The 16,252-nt window shown below is 71.7% G+C and carries 16 protein-coding genes; 9 read left to right on the top strand and 7 right to left on the bottom strand.

Translation table 11 applies throughout. The annotated features are described in order from the left end of the window. Positions 1-972 (top strand): aldose epimerase family protein, encoded by a 972-nt coding sequence (locus tag FB563_RS22655; RefSeq protein WP_055704075.1) that lies wholly within the window; start codon positions 1-3, stop codon positions 970-972. On the opposite strand, the gene FB563_RS22650 is transcribed toward FB563_RS22655, so the two are convergent. Then, positions 969-1,910 carry a hypothetical protein gene (locus tag FB563_RS22650; RefSeq protein WP_107100504.1) on the bottom strand — a complete coding sequence of 314 codons (942 nt, stop codon included), beginning with the start codon at positions 1,908-1,910 and terminating at the stop codon, positions 969-971. The genes FB563_RS22655 and FB563_RS22650 overlap by 4 nt on opposite strands. A 133-nt stretch (positions 1,911-2,043) precedes the next feature. Beyond that, positions 2,044-4,482, bottom strand: coding sequence for a glycoside hydrolase family 3 protein (locus FB563_RS22645; RefSeq protein ID WP_055704077.1), 2,439 nt, complete (start codon positions 4,480-4,482; stop codon positions 2,044-2,046). 107 nt (positions 4,483-4,589) lie between these two features. Here FB563_RS22645 and FB563_RS22640 point away from each other — a divergent pair, with 107 nt between their 5' ends. After that, positions 4,590-5,171, top strand: coding sequence for a TetR/AcrR family transcriptional regulator (locus FB563_RS22640; RefSeq protein WP_055704078.1), 582 nt, complete (start codon positions 4,590-4,592; stop codon positions 5,169-5,171). A 12-nt stretch (positions 5,172-5,183) separates the two neighbouring features. Here FB563_RS22640 and FB563_RS22635 read toward each other — a convergent pair whose 3' ends face one another. Beyond that, on the bottom strand, positions 5,184-5,570 hold the full coding sequence (locus FB563_RS22635) for a RidA family protein (RefSeq protein ID WP_055704079.1): 387 nt from the start codon (positions 5,568-5,570) through the stop codon (positions 5,184-5,186). Positions 5,571-5,611: 41 nt separating this feature from the next. On the opposite strand from FB563_RS22635, the gene FB563_RS22630 reads away from it, so the two are divergent. Next, positions 5,612-6,250, top strand: coding sequence for a LysR family transcriptional regulator (locus FB563_RS22630; RefSeq protein WP_055704080.1), 639 nt, complete (start codon positions 5,612-5,614; stop codon positions 6,248-6,250). Here the strand turns inward: FB563_RS22630 and FB563_RS22625 are convergent. Next, positions 6,218-7,027 carry an EI24 domain-containing protein gene (locus tag FB563_RS22625; protein WP_055704081.1) on the bottom strand — a complete coding sequence of 270 codons (810 nt, stop codon included), beginning with the start codon at positions 7,025-7,027 and terminating at the stop codon, positions 6,218-6,220. The genes FB563_RS22630 and FB563_RS22625 overlap by 33 nt on opposite strands. Before the next feature lie 43 nt (positions 7,028-7,070). Then, the gene (locus FB563_RS22620; RefSeq protein WP_055704082.1) at positions 7,071-7,508 is read right to left on the bottom strand and encodes a MarR family winged helix-turn-helix transcriptional regulator; all 438 of its coding nucleotides are present in this window, start codon (positions 7,506-7,508) and stop codon (positions 7,071-7,073) included. Between the two features lie 89 nt (positions 7,509-7,597). On the opposite strand from FB563_RS22620, the gene FB563_RS22615 reads away from it, so the two are divergent. Both FB563_RS22615 and FB563_RS22610 read left to right on the top strand, forming a co-directional pair. Then, positions 7,598-8,632, top strand: a complete 1,035-nt coding sequence (locus FB563_RS22615; RefSeq protein WP_055704083.1) for an NADP-dependent oxidoreductase — start codon at positions 7,598-7,600, stop codon at positions 8,630-8,632. Between the two features lie 109 nt (positions 8,633-8,741). Beyond that, positions 8,742-9,161, top strand: a complete 420-nt coding sequence (locus FB563_RS22610; protein WP_055704084.1) for an organic hydroperoxide resistance protein — start codon at positions 8,742-8,744, stop codon at positions 9,159-9,161. 67 nt (positions 9,162-9,228) lie between these two features. Here FB563_RS22610 and FB563_RS22605 read toward each other — a convergent pair whose 3' ends face one another. Beyond that, the gene (locus FB563_RS22605; protein ID WP_055704085.1) at positions 9,229-10,383 is read right to left on the bottom strand and encodes a serine hydrolase domain-containing protein; all 1,155 of its coding nucleotides are present in this window, start codon (positions 10,381-10,383) and stop codon (positions 9,229-9,231) included. 244 nt (positions 10,384-10,627) lie between these two features. Then, the gene (locus FB563_RS43525) at positions 10,628-11,623 is read right to left on the bottom strand and encodes an SCO2400 family protein (RefSeq protein ID WP_142218862.1); all 996 of its coding nucleotides are present in this window, start codon (positions 11,621-11,623) and stop codon (positions 10,628-10,630) included. Positions 11,624-11,823: 200 nt separating this feature from the next. Between FB563_RS43525 and FB563_RS22595 the strand changes: the two genes are divergently transcribed. The 4 genes from FB563_RS22595 to chvE all read left to right on the top strand — a co-directional run bounded on the left by FB563_RS22595 (position 11,824) and on the right by chvE (position 16,251). Continuing rightward, positions 11,824-12,981 carry a mandelate racemase/muconate lactonizing enzyme family protein gene (locus FB563_RS22595; RefSeq protein WP_055709673.1) on the top strand — a complete coding sequence of 386 codons (1,158 nt, stop codon included), beginning with the start codon at positions 11,824-11,826 and terminating at the stop codon, positions 12,979-12,981. Further along, positions 12,978-13,982 (top strand): zinc-dependent alcohol dehydrogenase, encoded by a 1,005-nt coding sequence (locus FB563_RS22590; RefSeq protein ID WP_055709674.1) that lies wholly within the window; start codon positions 12,978-12,980, stop codon positions 13,980-13,982. The genes FB563_RS22595 and FB563_RS22590 overlap by 4 nt, the downstream gene beginning before the upstream one ends. 150 nt (positions 13,983-14,132) lie before the next feature. Further along, a complete protein-coding gene (locus FB563_RS22585) occupies positions 14,133-15,104 on the top strand; it encodes a hypothetical protein (RefSeq protein WP_055709675.1) in 972 nt (323 codons plus the stop codon). A 37-nt stretch (positions 15,105-15,141) separates the two neighbouring features. After that, complete coding sequence (chvE, locus tag FB563_RS22580; RefSeq protein WP_055709676.1) at positions 15,142-16,251, top strand: multiple monosaccharide ABC transporter substrate-binding protein; 1,110 nt, start codon at positions 15,142-15,144, stop codon at positions 16,249-16,251. Position 16,252: the final 1 nt, after the last annotated feature.

Raw genomic sequence — 16,252 nt, 5'->3', positions numbered from 1 at the left:
ATGAGCGAACTTTTCGGCACACTTTCCGACGGCACCGAGGTCCGGCGCTGGACGCTGGAGCGCGCCGGGACACGCGTGGAGGTCCTGACGTACGGCGGGATCGTGCGGTCGGTCCAGGTGCCGGACCGGGAGGGCCGGACGGCGAACGTGGTGCTCGGCTTCGCCGACCTGGACGGTTACCTCACCCACCCGGAGCCGTACCTCGGCGCCCTGGTCGGCCGGTACGCCAACCGGATCGCGCACGCCCGCTTCCCGCTGGACGGCGCGGTCTACGCCCTGGAGCCGAACAACGCCCCGAACTCCCTGCACGGCGGCGCGCTCGGCTTCGACAAGCGGGTGTGGGAGGCGCGGCCGGTCGAGCACGGCGTACGGCTGAGCCGGGTGAGCCGGCACGGCGAGGAGGGCTTCCCGGGCCGCCTGGAGGTGTCGGCGACCTACACCCTGGACGCGTCCGGCGCGCTGCGGATCGCCTACGAGGCGGTGACCGACGCCCCGACCGTGATCAACCTCACCAACCACAGCTACTTCAACCTGGCCGGCTCGGGCCATGCGGGCGGGCATGAACTGCGGCTGGCCGCCTCCCGTTTCACCCCGGTCGACGCGGACCTGATCCCGACCGGCGCCCTGGAGGACGTCACCGGCTCCCGGTTCGACTTCCGCGCCTCCCGCAAGGTCGGCTCGGGCTACGACCACAACTTCGTCCTGGACAAGGGCGTGACCGACACCCCGCGGGAGGTGGCCGAGCTCCACGACCCGGCCTCCGGCCGCACCCTGACCGTGGCGACGACCGAGCCGGGCCTCCAGCTGTACACCGCCGACCACCTGGCCGAACCCTTCGCCCCGGGAGACGGCGTCGCCCTGGAGACCCAGCACTTCCCGGACTCCCCGAACCGCCCGGAGTTCCCGAGCACGGTGCTCAGGCCGGGTGAGGTGTTCAGGTCGCAGACGGTGTACGGGTTCGGGGTCCGCTAGGGCGTCTCGCCCCGCATCCGCTTGGCCGCCTTGCCCAGCAGGGACATCGCGCCGCCGCAGATCAGCAGGGTCGCGCCGCCGGCCACGACCGCGCCGACGTCCTGGCCCTTGATGCCCTCCCCCGTCACCGTCGTGGCCAGCACGAAGATGATCGAGTAAAGGCTCCGCCCCACCTTGGCCCCGGCCGGAATCACCTGGAGCAGCTGCGGAATGGTGGTCACGGCGGCCACCGCCATCCCGAACGGCAGGGCCGCGCCCAGCATCAGCGCGCCGAAGCCCAGCGAGTTGCCGTACGCGCCCCAGCCGGCGCCCTTGTAGAGCAGATAGCCGGTCGCGGCGAGGGACAGCAGGACCAGCAGGCCGTTGAGATACGCGGCCTGCGTGGCGGCCTTCCGCGCGCCGGGCAGATGCGCGGCCGGGGAACGCCAGGCGTCCGCCGTGATGAGCCGCAGCTGCCGCTTGAGGGCCTGCATCTGCATCAGCGAGAAGACGCCGAAGGCCAGCAGGGACAGTCCGGCGAGCGCCGCGACGAATCCGAGGGGCTTTTGGGTGATGCCGTAGTGGACCCCGCCGAAGGTGAGCGGGATGCCGAGCACCATGCCGTAGGCCATGGGCTTGGACTTCGCCTGGATCCGCAGTGCCAGGTCACGCTGGGCGGGGGTGAGGTTCGGGTCCAGCCGCATCCGGCCCTCGCCGACGTGCTGGGCGGGCGGCTGCGCGGGCTGCTGCGGCGGGTAGGGCTGTGGGGGCGGGTACGCCGGTTGGTGCTGCTGCGGCCGTGGCGCGTACGGCTGCTGCGGCGGATATGGCTGCTGCGGGTGACCCTGCGGCGGGTACGGCTGCTGCGGCGGGTACGGCTGCTGATACTGCGGCGGCTGCCCGTACGGCCCTGTCGGCTGCTGCGGGCCGTACGGCCCCTGCTGCTGGCCTGGATACACGATGTCTCTCCCCCGTGCCCGGTGTCTTCCGGTGTTCGCGGGCCGGGAGTCTATCCACGTGTCCGGAGAGGGCGAGCCCCGGTCCAGGGGTCAGGTCCCGGACCGGGGCTGCTCGTGGGGGACTTGTCCCGGATCAGACGTTAATCGGCGCGGTGAGCCTGCGGTCCGCGATCGAGCCTCCGGCGGCGATCTCGTACGAACCCTTCACACATGACCACGCGTTCGCCGTCTCGTCCCAGCTCTCGAAGGCGCGGCGCGGCAGCGCGACGGTCACCTCGACGCTCTCCCCGGGACCGGCCTCGGCGGAGGCGAAGCCGGCGAGGCGGCGGGCCGGGCGTCCGGGGCCGGGCTCGGCCGGGGAGACGTAGACCTGGACGACCTCGCGGCCGGGCCGCTCGCCGGTGTTGCGCAGGCGGACGCGGGCGGTGGTGCCGTCGACGACCAGGGACTCGTAGGTCCAGTCGGTGTAGCCGAGGCCGTGGCCGAAGGGGTAGGCGGGGGTGCGGCCGGCCTTCTCCCAGGCGCGGTAGCCGATGAACAGGTCCTCGGTGTACGGCAGTTCGCCTTCGGTGGGGACGACCTGGGTGACCGGGGCGTCGGCGAGGGAGCCCCAGGTGGTGGGGAGCCGACCGCCGGGCTCGTGGGCACCGGTGAGGACGTCGGCGAGGGCGGCGCCGCCCTCCTGGCCGGGGAACCAGGTGAGCAGGACGGCGGCGACCTCCTGCCGCCAGGGCAGTTCCACCGGGGAGCCGGCGTTGACGACCACGACCGTGCGGGGGTTGGCGGCGGCGACCGCGCGGACCAGGTCGTCCTGGCGGCCGGGGAGCCTCAGGTCCGTACGGTCGAAGCCCTCGGACTCGACGCGGTCGGTGGTGGCGACCACGACGACGGCCGTGTCGGCGTTCCGCGCGGCCTCGACGGCCTCGGCGATCAGTTCGTCCGGGTCGCGCTGCGGCTCGGAGTGGGCGAGCGCGAAGGTGACGACCCGCATGGGGATGTCCTCGGGGAGCTGGACGACGTGGGTGAGGGAGACGTCGACCGGTTCGCCGGCCGTGAGTTCGGCCTGGGCGCGGGGCACGGGGGCACCGAAGAAGGCCTCGAAGGGGTCGTCCTTGTCGGGGCGCTGGACGTCGTCGAAGTACGTCGTCCCGTCGATGGTGAGCGTGAAGGCGCCCATGCCCTTGATGCCGAAGGTGTGCGGGCCGGTCTCGCGCGGGGTGAAGGTGCCGGTCAGCTCGACGGTGTGGAGGGTGTCGTGGCGGACGCCCTCGGGGAGGTCCGAACCCATCCACTGGATCAGGCCGTTCGGGGCGGTGCGGGTGCCGATGACGTGTCCGTCGGCGTCGCGGCAGACGGCTCGGAGGGTGAACCCCCGGTCGGCGACGCCGAGTTCGGTGGCCGGGTCGGCGCCGACGGCGTAGGTGAGGGCGCCCTCGGGGAGTGCGGCGGTGAGGCCGTCCAGCGGGGAGACGGTCCGGGCCGGGAAGACGATGGCGGAGCCGCCGCCGAGGACGCGGGCGTCGCGGGCGGCGGCGCCGATCAGGGCGACGGTGCCGCCCTTCAGCGGGAGTGCGTCCCGCTCGTTGCGGACCAGGACGAAGGAGCGGCGGGCGATCTCGCGGGCCAGTTCGGTGCCGTCGACGGTCTCCGGCAGCCCGGTGACCACGGGTTCGGCGCCCTGGAGGACGCCGACGCGGGCGGCGAGGCGCAGGACGCGCCGCACGGCCGCGTCGACGGTGGCCTCGGCGACCTCGCCGTCCCGGACGGCCTGCGCGAGGGCGTCGCCGTAGACGGTGCGCGGCCCGGGCATGGCCACGTCCAGGCCGCCGTTGATGGCCCCCACCGTGTCCCGGGCGGCCATCCAGTCGGAGACGTTGAAGCCGTCGAAGCCCCACTCGCCGCGCAGGACCTCGTTGACCAGGTGGTGGTGCTCGGTCATCGTCGTGCCGTTGACCGTGTTGTAGGCGGTCATGACGCCCCAGGGACGGGCGTTCTCGACGATGGCCTCGAACGGCGCCAGGTACAGCTCGCGCAGGGCGCGTGCGGAGACCAGGTTGTTGACGGTGAAGCGGTCGGTCTCGGCGTCGTTGGCGACGAAGTGCTTGACGGTGGTGCCGACTCCGCCGGACTGGACGCCGGTGACATACCCGCTGCCGATCACGCCCGTGAGGTACGGGTCCTCGCTGTAGCACTCGAAATGGCGTCCGCCGAGCGGGGAGCGGTGCAGGTTGACGGTGGGCGCGAGCAGGACGTGGACGCCCTTGCGCCGGGCCTCCTGGGCGAGCAGGACACCCGCGCGGCGGGCGAGTTCGGGGTCCCAGGTGGCGGCGAGCGCGGTCGGCGAGGGCAGGGCGACGGAGGGGTCGTCGGCGGTCCAGCGCACGCCCCGGACGCCGATCGGGCCGTCGGACATGACCAGGGACGCGAGACCGATCTCCGGCAGGGCGGGCAGGGTCCACATGTCCTGGCCGGCCAGCAGTCGCGCCTTGGCGTCCAGGTCGAGCTTGCCGAGAGCGGCCTCGACGACCGCCTCGCGGGCCGTGTCGGCCGGGGTGGGCTGGGGTCCCGCCATCGCGGTGCCTCCTCGTGTGTACGTCCGTGCAGCGTGCCCCCATCGTGCATGCGTTACCTGTAGAGCGGTAGGTTTCGTTACTCTGCCGTTATTTTTGGCGGGTGGGGATGCCGTACGGTGACGTCATGAACGCGAGGGTCAGGAGCGAGGAGCGGCGCGCGGAGATCGTCGGGGCGGCCCTGGAGGTGATCGCCGAGCGCGGTTACCGGGGGGCGAGCCTCGCCTCCGTGGCCGAGCGCGTCGGTCTCACCCAGCAGGGTCTGCTGCACTATTTCCCCACGAAGGAGGCCCTGCTGGTGGCGGTGCTCCAGGAGCGGGACCGGTGGGACGCCGTGCCGGACAGCCAGTGGCGGATGGACCTGCTGGCCTCGCTGGTGGAGTACAACGCGATGCGGCCGGCGATCATCCAGACGTTCTCCGCGCTGCTCGGCGAGAGCGTGACGGAGGGGCATCCGGCGCGTGCGTACTTCACCGAGCGGTACGCCCGCGTCCGCGCGTCCATGACCTCGGTCCTGCGCACCGAGTACGGCGACCGGCTGCCGAACGGCCTCACCCCCGAGCGCACCGCCACGCTGCTCGTCGCGGTGATGGACGGCCTGCAGTACCAGTGGCTGCTGGACCCGGAGTCGGTGGACATGCCGGGCGCGTTCCGGGACTTCCTGCGGCTGCTGGGGGAACGGGCGGACTGAGGCCGGTTGGCGTCACGAGGGCTGTACCGCCGCCACGACCTCCACCTCCACCTGGGCCTGAGGGCGGAACAGCCGGGGCACCTCGAAGGTCATGCTCGTCGGCGGGGTCCCCGTCAGGAACTCCCGCCGCACGGCGCCGTATTCGTCGAGCTTGCCGATGTCGGTCAGGTACGTACGGATGTTGATGACGTCGGCGAGAGTCGCGCCGTGCGCCTTCAGCAGCGCGGCGATCGTCTCGAAGACGCCCCGGGTCTGCTCGGCCAGGGTGGCACCCTCGGCGATCTGGCCGGAGAGGAACAACAGGGCGCTGCCGTCGGCGTGTTCGACGCGGGCCACCTGGGAGTAGTAGGGGCTGAGGGGCTGCGGTGCGCAGGCGGGGTTGTCCAGGGTCTTCTGCATGCCGCCGACGGTAGGAGCGGCCCGCCGGATGCGACAAGCGAATGTCTAGCATCGCTGCCATCCCGACTTCGCATGGTGACCCCGGGCCGCCCGAGCCTCCCGACCTGTCCACCGTCTGGCTGCGGGTGTTCCTGGAGGTGGCCCGGCACGGCTCGTTCACCGTGGCCGCGCGGACGCTGGGCTGGACCCAGTCCGCGGTGTCCCGGCAGATCTCCTCCCTCGAGTCGGCCCTCGGCGGCGGTCCGCTCTTCGACCGGCTGCCGCGGGGCGTGCGACTCACCGAGGCCGGCCGCGCCCTGGTGCCGCACGCCGAGGCCGCGGCCCACGGCCCGGTGCGGCTGGCGCGGCTCGCCGACGCCGACTGGATCGCCGGCAGTTCCCGGCCCGAGGGCACCCTTCTCGACGCGGCGGCACGGCTGGGTTTCCGGCCGCGCGTGGCGCACGTCGTCGCCGAGTGGACCGCCAAGCAGGGGTACGTCGCCGCCGGCCTCGGGGTGACCCTGGTCCCGGCACTGGCCGCCGCGTCCGTGCGCCCGGACGTCGTTCTGCTGCCGGTGCACGCCGAGGACGCGCCGCCGCGCGCGGTGTACGCGGCGACGGTCCGGGGACGCACGCTCGCGACGGCGGCGCGGGCCTTCGTCACGGCCCTACGGGAGGCGGCGGAGCGGATCCCGGGCTGAGCCGGTGCGGCGTGGGCTGGAGTCCCCCGCGCTCTCCTCCCCGAGCAGCTCCCGGGCGAGCAGTGTCGCGCCCGCGACCGCGCCCGGCATCAGGAACACCGCGACGGACGGGACCAGGAAGACCAGGCCGAGGGGCGCGCCGAAACCCCAGACCAGGGTCTTGCGGGAGCGGAGCAGGGCGAGCCGGGCGCGCAGTTCCACGCCCCGGCGCTGGAGGGCGACGGCGGTGAGTTCCTCGGTGAGGAAGAAGCCGGTGACGAAGAAGCCGAGCACGGGGACGACGGTCTGGCCGACGACGGGCAGGAAGCCGAGGGCGAAGAGCAGCACGCCCCACAGCGCGGCCCGCACCAGGACGCGCAGGCTGTCCCGGGCGGAGATCCACAGTTCGCGCCAGAGCGGCAGCCGGGAGCGCGGGGCGGTGCCGTCGGGCGAGACCTCGGCGTCGACCTGCTCCGACAGGTTCTCGTAGAAGGGCTGGCCGACGAGGAGGGCGACGGCCGTGAAGGTCAGCACGGCGAGCAGCAGGCCGAGGGCGAAGAGCACGGCGGTCAGGAAGCCGCGGAACAGGCCCTGCCAGGGGCCGGACCAGTGGTCCGCGAAAGGCGTCGCCCAGGTGACCGCGTCCTCGCCCCACACTGCGAGCGCGACCAGCGCCGCCGCGTAGAGCACCAGGGTGATCAGCCCGGGCAGCAGCCCGAAGCCGTAGCTCCGGCCGTGCCGGGCCATCCAGCGCTGGCCCTTCAGCAGATGACCGAACCCCACCCCGAGATCGCGCATGGCGGGGACTTTACCGATTCTCCGCCGCCCGGCACGCGCCGTCTCACGCGTCCAGCATCCGGCGCAGCAGATCGCGCAGGGAGCGGCGCTCCTCCTCCGACAGGCCGGCGAGGGGCTCGCGGGCGAAGCGGAGGCCCTCGCGCAGATCCGTGGCCATGCGTACGCCCTCGTCCGTTGCGGCGGCCAGCTTCACCCGGCGGTCGGCCGGGTCCGGGCGGCGCTCGACCAGCCCCCGGGACTCCAGGCGGTCCACGATCCCGGTGACGTTGGACGGCTCGCACTTCAGCTTCTGCGCCAGCTTGCGCATGGGCAGCGGCTCCAGCGAGAGCAGGCTGAGCAGCCGGGCCTGCGGTCCGGTCAGCGTGTGCTCGCCCGCCGCCTTCTCGTAGTCCGCGTAGAAGCGGGCGACGACGTCACCGATGAGTTCGACGACCTCCATGGTCAGGGCGTCGGGGCGGCGGGTCTGCGATGGGGTGGACATGCTCTCCAGGATACCCGGTTACTTGACATCATGAAATATTCAGGAGCATGGTTGTTTCAGGTTCTGAAATATTTGAGAAAGGCCCCGTCATGACCAACCGTGAGTGGCACCTGCTGAGCCGTCCCGTCGGCTGGCCGAAGCCCGAGGACTTCGCCCTCGTGGAGACCCCCGTCCCGACGCCCGGCGAGGGCCAGGTGCTGGTGCGGAACAAGTACCTCTCCGTGGACCCGTACATGCGCGGCCGAATGAGTGCCGCGAAGTCGTACGCCGCCCCGTTCGAGCTGGGCAAGGTCATGCAGGGCGGCGCGGTCGGCGAGGTGATCGAGTCCCACGCCGAGGGCATCGAGGTCGGCGACCACATCCTGCACTTCTTCGGCTGGCGCGAGTACGCGGCCGTGGACGCGAAGAACGCCGTCAAGGTCGGACCGGCGGTCATCCCGGCCGTCAAGGTCGACGACAAGACCCACGACGTACCGCTGTCGGCCTACCTCGGCGTCCTCGGCATGACCGGCCTGACCGCCTACGCCGGCCTGCTGCGCACCGCCTCCTTCAAGGAGGGCGACATCGTCTTCGTGTCCGGCGCGGCGGGCGCCGTCGGCAGCCAGGCCGGCCAGCTCGCCAGGCTTCTGGGCGCCTCGCGGGTCATCGGCTCGGCCGGCTCCGACGACAAGGTCAAGCTGCTGGTCGAGGAGTACGGCTTCGACGCCGCGTTCAACTACAAGAACGGGCCGGTCGCCGAGCAGCTGCGCGAGGCCGCGCCCGACGGCATCGACGTGTACTTCGACAACGTCGGCGGGGACCACCTGGAGGCCGCGATCGGCTCGCTCCGCGAGGGGGGCCGGATCGCCGTCTGCGGCATGATCTCGGTCTACAACAACACCGAGCCCGCGCCGGGACCGCGGAACCTCGCCCGGCTCATCCAGACCCGCGGCCGCATCGAGGGCTTCCTGGTCGGCGACCACTACGACCTGCAGCCCGAGTTCGTCCGGAAGGTCGGGCCCTGGGTCGCCTCGGGCGAGCTGAAGTACCGCGAGACGGTCGTCGAGGGCATCGAGAACACGCTGGAGGCGTTCCTCGGGGTGCTGCGCGGCGACAACATCGGCAAGATGATCGTCAAGCTCTGAGACCCGGCGGGGCTCTGGCCTGATCTTTCCGGCATGCGGTAACTTCTTTCCGAAATCCGTCGTCGATCGTGGGCGCGAGTCGCGGCGGACCGAGGAGGAGGACAACCGCATGCCCATCACGCAGTCCGACGTCCTGTACACCGCCGTCGCCACCGCCGAGAACGGGCGGGACGGCCGTGTCGCCACGGACGACGGCCGGCTCGACGTCGTCGTCAACCCGCCCAAGGAGATGGGCGGCAGCGGCGCCGGGACCAACCCGGAGCAGCTGTTCGCCGCCGGGTACTCCGCCTGCTTCCAGGGGGCGCTGGGCGTCGTCGCCCGGGCCGAGGGTGCCGATGTCTCCGGGTCGACCGTCACCGCGAAGGTCGGTATCGGCAAGAACGACGAGGGTTTCGGGATCATCGTGGAGCTCTCCGCCAGCATTCCGAACGTCGACGCCGGCAAGGCCCGGGAGCTGATCGAGAAGGCGCACCAGGTGTGCCCGTACTCGAAGGCGACTCGGGGCAACATCACCGTGACGCTTGCCTGACAGCAGTCGTTGCGTACTGCGGGGACCGCACCCTTGGACGTGGGGTGCGGTCCCTCTCTTTCCGGCGTCAGCCGCTCCTCAGCGCCGCCCGGTGCACCAGGCGCACGAACCGTTCGTTCTCCGGTGCCGCCCCTCCCGGAAAAGCCATCCGGCGCCGCGTGTAGCCGTAGGCGAGGCCGCTGCGCGGGTCGGCGAAGGCCTGGCTGCCGCCTGCGCCGCTGTGGCCGAAGGCGCCGGCGCCCAGGACCGGGTGCCACATGTCGGCGGTGGCCTGGAAGCCGAGGCCGTACGACTTGTGGGCGCGGGCCACCAGGTCGTAGCCCACGGAGTGGATCTGGCCCACCTCGGCGACGGTGTCCGGCTTCAGCAGCGGCGGCCGGTCGTCCAGCTCACTGATCGCCGCCGCGTACGTCGTGGCGAGACCGCGCGCGGAGGCCACGCCGCCCGCCGACGCCGGGCCCTTGGCCCGTACGAGACGGGAGTTGGCGTAGTCGGCCAGCGTGCCCGCCTCCGGGACGTGCGCGTTGAAGGCGATCGACGTCAGGCTGTGCGGGCCGGTGGGCCGCTCGTCCAGCAGGGCCTGCTGCTCGGCGGTCGGGAGCATCGGCTGGACCGAGCGGAAGCGGGGCTCCTCGGACTCGGGCAGGCCCAGGAAGAAGTCCGTGCCGTACGGCGCGCGCACCCGTTCCTCGTACACCTCCTGCAGCGTGCGGCCCGTGGCCCGGCGGACCACCTCGCCGGTGAGCGCGCCGATCACCAGCGCGTGGTAGCCGAACGCCGTGCCCGGCCGCCAGAACGGCTTCTGGTCGGCGAGCCGTTCGGCCATCGCGCGGTCGTCGGCCAGCTCCTCGGCGGAGAACCCGGCGTCGATGCCGACCAGGCCCGCGCGGTGCGCCAGCAGGTCTCTCAGGGTCACCGCGGCCTTGCCCTCGGCGCCGAACTCGGGCCAGTAGTAGGTCACTTTGCGGTCCAGCTCCAGCGTGCCGTCCTGCACCAGGAGGGCGACCACCAGGTGGGCGGCGCCCTTGGTGGACGAGAACACGCCGTACAGCGAGTCCGCCTCCGCGCCCGCCCACAGGTCGACGACCCGCCGCCCGTGCACATAGGCGCACAACTGGCCCTCGTAGTCGTCGCGTTCCCCGGCGACGAAAGCGGCGAACTCCTCGCGCACCGCCTCGAAGCCCTCGGCGACCGCGCCGTGGACGGTGATCTGCTGCGTCATCCGCTCTCCTCAACTGAGCCGCTGCTCCCCCTCGGCACAACGCCCGCTCCCGCTGTGGACGTTCCCCAGACCGGTACGGCGCGATGCACTCGTTCGACTCAACCGGCGTGGGCGCCGGTGGGTGACACACCGGTGTCATAGCCGCCCCGGATGGCGGATGGCGCGGGGGTGGCGCGCGGCTGCGCGGCGGAACTCAGGCGCACCACCGGCTCAGGTGCATCGCCGGCTCAGGTGCACCACCGGCTCAGGTGCACCACCACAGGAAACGGTTGCAGGTCTTGGTGGGCGCCGGGGTCGGGGACGGGGCCGACGTCGTGGGGGCGCTGGTGGGGGTGGAGGCGGGCTGGGAGGTGGCGGTGGGCGCCGGGGCCTTGGGGGTGGTGCCGGAGCCCGGTGCGCCGGTCTGCTGGGCCTTGCCGGTGTCCTTGGCGTCGGGCGACTTGGAGTGCTTGTCCTTGGGGGACTTGGAGGCGGAGGCGGAGGCGTCCGGGGAGGCGGAGCCGGCCGCGCCCGGGGTGGCGCCGGAGGTGTCGGAGACCGGGTCGGCCGTGGCACCGGGGGACGGGGAGGACGTGCCGCCGTCGGCCGCGGTGTCCCCGGCCGGATCCGGCTGTCCGCTGGAGAAGGGCGAGAAGGGCGCGTCCGTGCCGAGCTCGGCGAGACCGAGGCTGCCCGCGGCGAGCACGAACCCCGCGGTGATCAGCACGGTTCGGCGGCGCCGGCGCCGGTGCGCGGCGGCCTTGCGGTCGCGGCGGCTGGCGTCGGCGTCGCCGGGGCCCACGGCGGCCGCGCCACGCGCCCGGCGCCGCGCGGCCCGGCCACCCGGCTCATCGTCGGGGTCGGTTTCGGCGTCGGGATCGTTTTCGGGGTCGGGGTCATCGACGGACGGGGCCTCCGTGCCGGGCTCGGCTCCGGGATCCCACTCCTCCTGCGGCTCCTGCTCCCCCGTCCAGGCCGCGTCCTGGGGACCGGCCGGCTCGTACTGCTGCGGCACGCGGTACTCCGGGGAGCCGTACGGCTGAGCCCCGTACGGCTGACCCTCGTACTGCTGCGTCCCGTACGGCTGGGCCTCGTACTGCTGGGCCTCGTACTGCTGGGGGACCCCGTACCCCAACGTCTCGCCCGCACCCGCGCGCGCGTACGCGGGCGGCGCTTCCGCGGCGGCGCGCGCCGGAGTTCCACACCCGGGGCAGGCCAGGGCGCCATTGAGGTGCCGTTGGCACGGGTGGCAGTAGTCCATGACGCCGGAAGACTAGATTCCCCGTCGGTCACGTTCCTAGGCGCCCCTGTGAAGGTTTGGTAGAACACGAAAGAATTCTCGAAAGGCTTGCCGAAACCGTTACCTGTTCGACCCATTGACACCCCCACCGCCCCGTCCTTACTGTCACGCCAGCATTTCGAACGTGTGACGAAATCTCGAACAACCGAGGGGCAACTGCCGTGCGCATCACCGGAATCAGCACGCACGTGGTCGGCACGCCGTGGCGCAACCTGACCTACGTCCAGGTGCACACCGACGAGGGGATCACGGGAGTCGGCGAGACCCGGATGCTCGGTCACACCGACGCGCTGATCGGCTATCTGCGGGAGGCCGAGGCCAACCACATTCTCGGCTCGGATCCGTTCGCGGTCGAGGACCTCGTCCGCCGGATGAAGTACGGCGACTACGGCCGTGCGGGTGAGATCGTCATGTCCGGCATCGCGGTCGTCGAGATGGCCTGCTGGGACATCAAGGGCAAGGCGCTGGGCGTGCCGGTGTGGCAGCTGCTCGGCGGCAAGGTGACGGACAGGGTCAAGGCGTACGCCAACGGGTGGTACACGACCGAGCGAACGCCGGAGGCCTACCACAAGGCCGCCCAGGGGGTGATGGAGCGCGGTTACAGGGCGCTGAAGATCGACCCGTTCGGCACCGGGCACTTCGAGCTGGACCACGAGCAGACGCTGTACGCCGTCTCGCTCATCGAGGCCGTACGGGACGCCATCGGCCCGGACGCCGAGCTGATGCTGGAGATGCACGGCCGCTTCTCCCCGGCCACCGCCGTCCGTCTGGCCAAGGAGATGGCCCCCTACCGGCCGGCCTGGCTGGAGGAGCCGGTCCCGCCGGAGAACCTGAAGGCGCTGGAGAAGGTCGCGGCCAAGGTGGACATCCCGGTCGCCACCGGTGAGCGCATCCACGACCGCATCGAGTTCCGCGAGCTGTTCGACAGCCAGGCCGTGGACATCATCCAGCCCGACGTCGGCCACATCGGCGGCATCTGGGAGACCCGGAAGCTGGCCGCGACCGCCGAGACGCACTACATGCTCGTCGCGCCGCACAACGTGGGCGGGCCCGTGCTGACCGCCGCCTCCCTCCAAGTCGGCTTCACCTCTCCGAACTTCAAGATCCTGGAGCACTTCAACGACTTCGCCGACGCGGAGATCAAGAAGGTGGTCAAGGGGGCTCCGCAGGTCGTCGACGGGTACTTCCAGCTGTCCGACGCGCCCGGTCTCGGGGTCGAGCTGGACGTCGACGCGGCCGCCGAGTTCCCGCAGCAGCAGGCCCGGTTCGACCTGTGGGCCGAGGGCTGGGAGCAGCGCAGGCCCAAGGGGACCAAGTGAGCACCGCCGTCGTCGTCGAGGCCCCGGGCCGGCACCGGCTCGTGGAGCACACGCCGCGCGAGCCGGGTCCCGGCGAGGCGCTGGTGGCCGTGCACACGGTCGGGATCTGCGGCAGCGACCGCGAGGTGTACCAGGGCAACCGGCCCGAAGGGTACGTCCGTTACCCGCTCACCCCCGGGCACGAGTGGTCGGGGACGGTCTCCGAGGTGGGCGCCGGGGTGCCGGCGGGGCTCGTCGGGCGCAAGGTCGTCGGCGAGGGCTTCCGCAACTGCCAGGTCTGCGACCGCTGTCACGCGGGCGAGACCACCCTGTGCACCGACGGCTACGAGGAGACCGGGTTCACCCAGCCGGGCGCCATGGCCGGCACCCTGACCCTCCCGGCCCGGCTGCTGCACGTCCTGCCGGACGACGCCGACCTCACCGCCGCCGCCCTGCTGGAGCCGGCCGCCTGCGTCGCGGCCGCCGCGCTGAAGGCCCGCGCCCTGCCGGGCGAGCGGGTGGCGGTGGTCGGCACGGGCACGCTCGGGATGTTCGCCGTGCAGTTCCTGAAGGCGGTCTCGCCGGCGGAGCTGCTCGTGGTGGGGACCGGGAACGACCGGGAGGCGCTCGCGCGGCAGTTCGGGGCGACCGACTTCCGGCCCAGGGACCGGGAGCTCCCGGACGACATCGACGTGGTGATCGAGACCGCCGGGTCCGCGTCCGCCGCGCGCACCGCGGCCTCGCTGCTCAGGCGCGGCGGACGGCTGGTGCTGACCGGGATCCCGGCGCCGGGCGCGGACGGGCTCGACCCGACCGATCTCGTCGTACGGCAGCTGGAGGTGCACACCGTCTTCGGGGCGCCCCCGGACGCCTGGGCGCACACCGTGCGGGTCTTCGGCGCCGGGCTGCTCGACCCGCTGCCGCTGGTCACGCACGAGCTGCCGCTGACCGAGTTCCCGCAGGCCATCGAGCTGGTCGGGGCGGGTGATCCGAAGGTGGGCAAGGTGCTGCTCCGCCCCTGAAGACGTACGCCGGTCAGGGCGTGACCTGACGGCGCCCTGACCGGCGTACCACCACGGCCGCTCTTTTCGCAGCACGACCCGGGCCGTGTTCCGCCTCGAGCCGCGAACCTCGTCCGATATTTCGAACGCCTCGAACACGAAGGACAGCTAGTGACGACCGACGCTTCCGCCACGGCGGCCCGCCGACCCGGTGAGCAGGCACTCACCGCCCTCGGCCTGGGCGCGCCCGCACTCGACCCCGCCGACGCCTCCGCGCACAGCTTCCCGGGCGGCGGCCGCTGGCGCACCGAGATCCCCTCGTGCGAGGGTCCCGAAGCGCTGGCCGTCGTCCTGAAGGAGGCCTCGCGCCTGGACGTGCCGATCCACCGGATCAGCCAGGGCAGCGGCGTGTGGATGCTCACCGACGCCGAGATCACCGAGATGGTCGAGGCCACCGCCGCACGCGACATCGAACTCTGCCTGTTCACCGGCCCGCGCGGCACCTGGGACATCGGCGGCTCGGTGCGCTCCGACTCGCGGGGGGCCGGACTGCGCGCACGGGGCCACGACGCAGTCGCCGGGTGTGTCGAAGACGCCGTACGGGCCACCGAGCTGGGCGTCAAGTGCCTGCTGGTCGCCGACGAGGGCGTGCTGTGGACCCTGCACCGGGCCCGGGAGCACGGCATCATCCCGGCCGACACCACGCTGAAGGTCTCGGCGCTCATCGGTCCCGTCAACCCGGCCTCGTACGCCGTCTACGAGCGGCTCGGCGCCGACTCCGTCAACGTGCCCAGCGATCTGACGCTGGATCACCTCACCGAGATCCGCCGGGTGTCCGCCGCCCCGATGGACATGTACATCGAGGCCCCCGACGACCTCGGCGGCTATGTCCGGATGTACGAGGTCGCCGAGCTCATCCGGCGCGGCGCCCCGCTGTACCTGAAGTTCGGTCTGTCCAGGGCACCCGGCATCTACCCGTGGGGCACCCACCTCAGGGACGTGACCCTGGACACCGCCCGGGAGCGGGTGCGGCGCGGCCGGCTCGCCCTGGACCTGCTCGCCCGGCACGGCGCGGACGGCGACATGGCGCCGCTCGGCTCGCGGCTGCCCGGACCGCTCCACCGCTTCCCCAGCAACGCGTGAACCCTCTCAACGCCGAGAAGAACAAGGACTGATCAGCATGCGCAACCGCAGAGCCGCACTCGCCGCGATATCCGCAGCCGCCTCGCTCGCCCTCACTCTGACCGCGTGCGGTCAGAGCGGCTCGGGCGGCAGCAAGGAGAAGACGGGCGACGTCAAGGGCGCCACGATCGGCATCGCGATGCCGACGAAATCCTCCGAGCGGTGGATCAACGACGGCAACGACATGGTCAAGAACCTCCAGGCCAAGGGCTACAAGACCAAGCTGGTCTACGGCGAGGACGACCCGAGCACCCAGGTCTCGCAGATCGAGAACATGATCACGCAGGGCGTCAAGGGCCTGATCATCGCCGCCATCGACAACAAGTCCCTGAACAACGTGCTCCAGGAGGCCGCCCAGGCCAACATCCCGGTCATCGCCTACGACCGGCTCATCCTCGGCACCAAGAACGTCGACTACTACGCCTCGTTCGACAACGAGAAGGTCGGCGTCCTGCAGGGCACCTACATCGTGCACAAGCTCGGCCTGGACAGCGGCAAGAAGGGCCCGTTCAACATCGAGCTGTTCGCCGGCTCCAACGACGACAACAACACCCAGTACTTCTTCAACGGCGCGATGAAGGTGCTCCAGCCGTACATCGACAAGAAGGAACTGGTCGTCAAGTCCAGTCAGACCAAGCTCAACCAGGTCACCACCCTGCGCTGGGACGGCACCACCGCGCAGAAGCGCATGGAGGACATCCTCACCTCCTCCTACAAGAGCGGCAAGGTCGACGCGGTGCTCTCGCCCTACGACGGCATCTCCATCGGCATCATCTCCGCGCTGAAGTCCGACGGTTACGGCACCAGCAGCCAGCCGCTGCCGGTCATCACCGGCCAGGACGCCGAGCTCGCCTCGGTGAAGTCGATCATCGCCGGCCAGCAGTCCCAGACCGTCTTCAAGGACAGCCGCAAGGAGACCGCGGTCGCGGTGGGCATGGTCGACGATGTCCTGCACGGCAAGAAGCCGCAGGTCAACGACACCAAGACCTACACGAACGGCGCCAAGGTCGTGCCCGCCTACCTGCTCCAGCCGGTGAGCGTGGACAAGACCAACTACGAGGACGTCCTGGTCAAGGGCGGCTACTACACCGAGTCCCAGCTCAAGTGAT

Origin of the sequence: Streptomyces puniciscabiei (genome assembly GCF_006715785.1) — a bacterium.
In the GTDB taxonomy this organism is placed as follows: domain Bacteria; phylum Actinomycetota; class Actinomycetes; order Streptomycetales; family Streptomycetaceae; genus Streptomyces; species Streptomyces puniciscabiei.
This window is presented reverse-complemented; position numbering and strand designations above follow the sequence as displayed.

What these genes read in the sequence shown, in the direction of transcription:
- FB563_RS22655 (WP_055704075.1), top strand. Translation starts at nt 1, where the DNA reads ATGAGCGAACTTTTCGGCACACTTTCCGACGGCACCGAGGTCCGGCGC.
- FB563_RS22645 (WP_055704077.1), bottom strand. Translation starts at nt 4,482, where the DNA reads ATGGCGGGACCCCAGCCCACCCCGGCCGACACGGCCCGCGAGGCGGTC.
- FB563_RS22640 (WP_055704078.1), top strand. Translation starts at nt 4,590, where the DNA reads ATGCCGTACGGTGACGTCATGAACGCGAGGGTCAGGAGCGAGGAGCGG.
- FB563_RS22635 (WP_055704079.1), bottom strand. Translation starts at nt 5,570, where the DNA reads ATGCAGAAGACCCTGGACAACCCCGCCTGCGCACCGCAGCCCCTCAGC.
- FB563_RS22630 (WP_055704080.1), top strand. Translation starts at nt 5,612, where the DNA reads ATGTCTAGCATCGCTGCCATCCCGACTTCGCATGGTGACCCCGGGCCG.
- FB563_RS22625 (WP_055704081.1), bottom strand. Translation starts at nt 7,027, where the DNA reads ATGCGCGATCTCGGGGTGGGGTTCGGTCATCTGCTGAAGGGCCAGCGC.
- FB563_RS22620 (WP_055704082.1), bottom strand. Translation starts at nt 7,508, where the DNA reads ATGTCCACCCCATCGCAGACCCGCCGCCCCGACGCCCTGACCATGGAG.
- FB563_RS22615 (WP_055704083.1), top strand. Translation starts at nt 7,598, where the DNA reads ATGACCAACCGTGAGTGGCACCTGCTGAGCCGTCCCGTCGGCTGGCCG.
- FB563_RS22610 (WP_055704084.1), top strand. Translation starts at nt 8,742, where the DNA reads ATGCCCATCACGCAGTCCGACGTCCTGTACACCGCCGTCGCCACCGCC.
- FB563_RS22605 (WP_055704085.1), bottom strand. Translation starts at nt 10,383, where the DNA reads ATGACGCAGCAGATCACCGTCCACGGCGCGGTCGCCGAGGGCTTCGAG.
- FB563_RS43525 (WP_142218862.1), bottom strand. Translation starts at nt 11,623, where the DNA reads ATGGACTACTGCCACCCGTGCCAACGGCACCTCAATGGCGCCCTGGCC.
- chvE (WP_055709676.1), top strand. Translation starts at nt 15,142, where the DNA reads ATGCGCAACCGCAGAGCCGCACTCGCCGCGATATCCGCAGCCGCCTCG.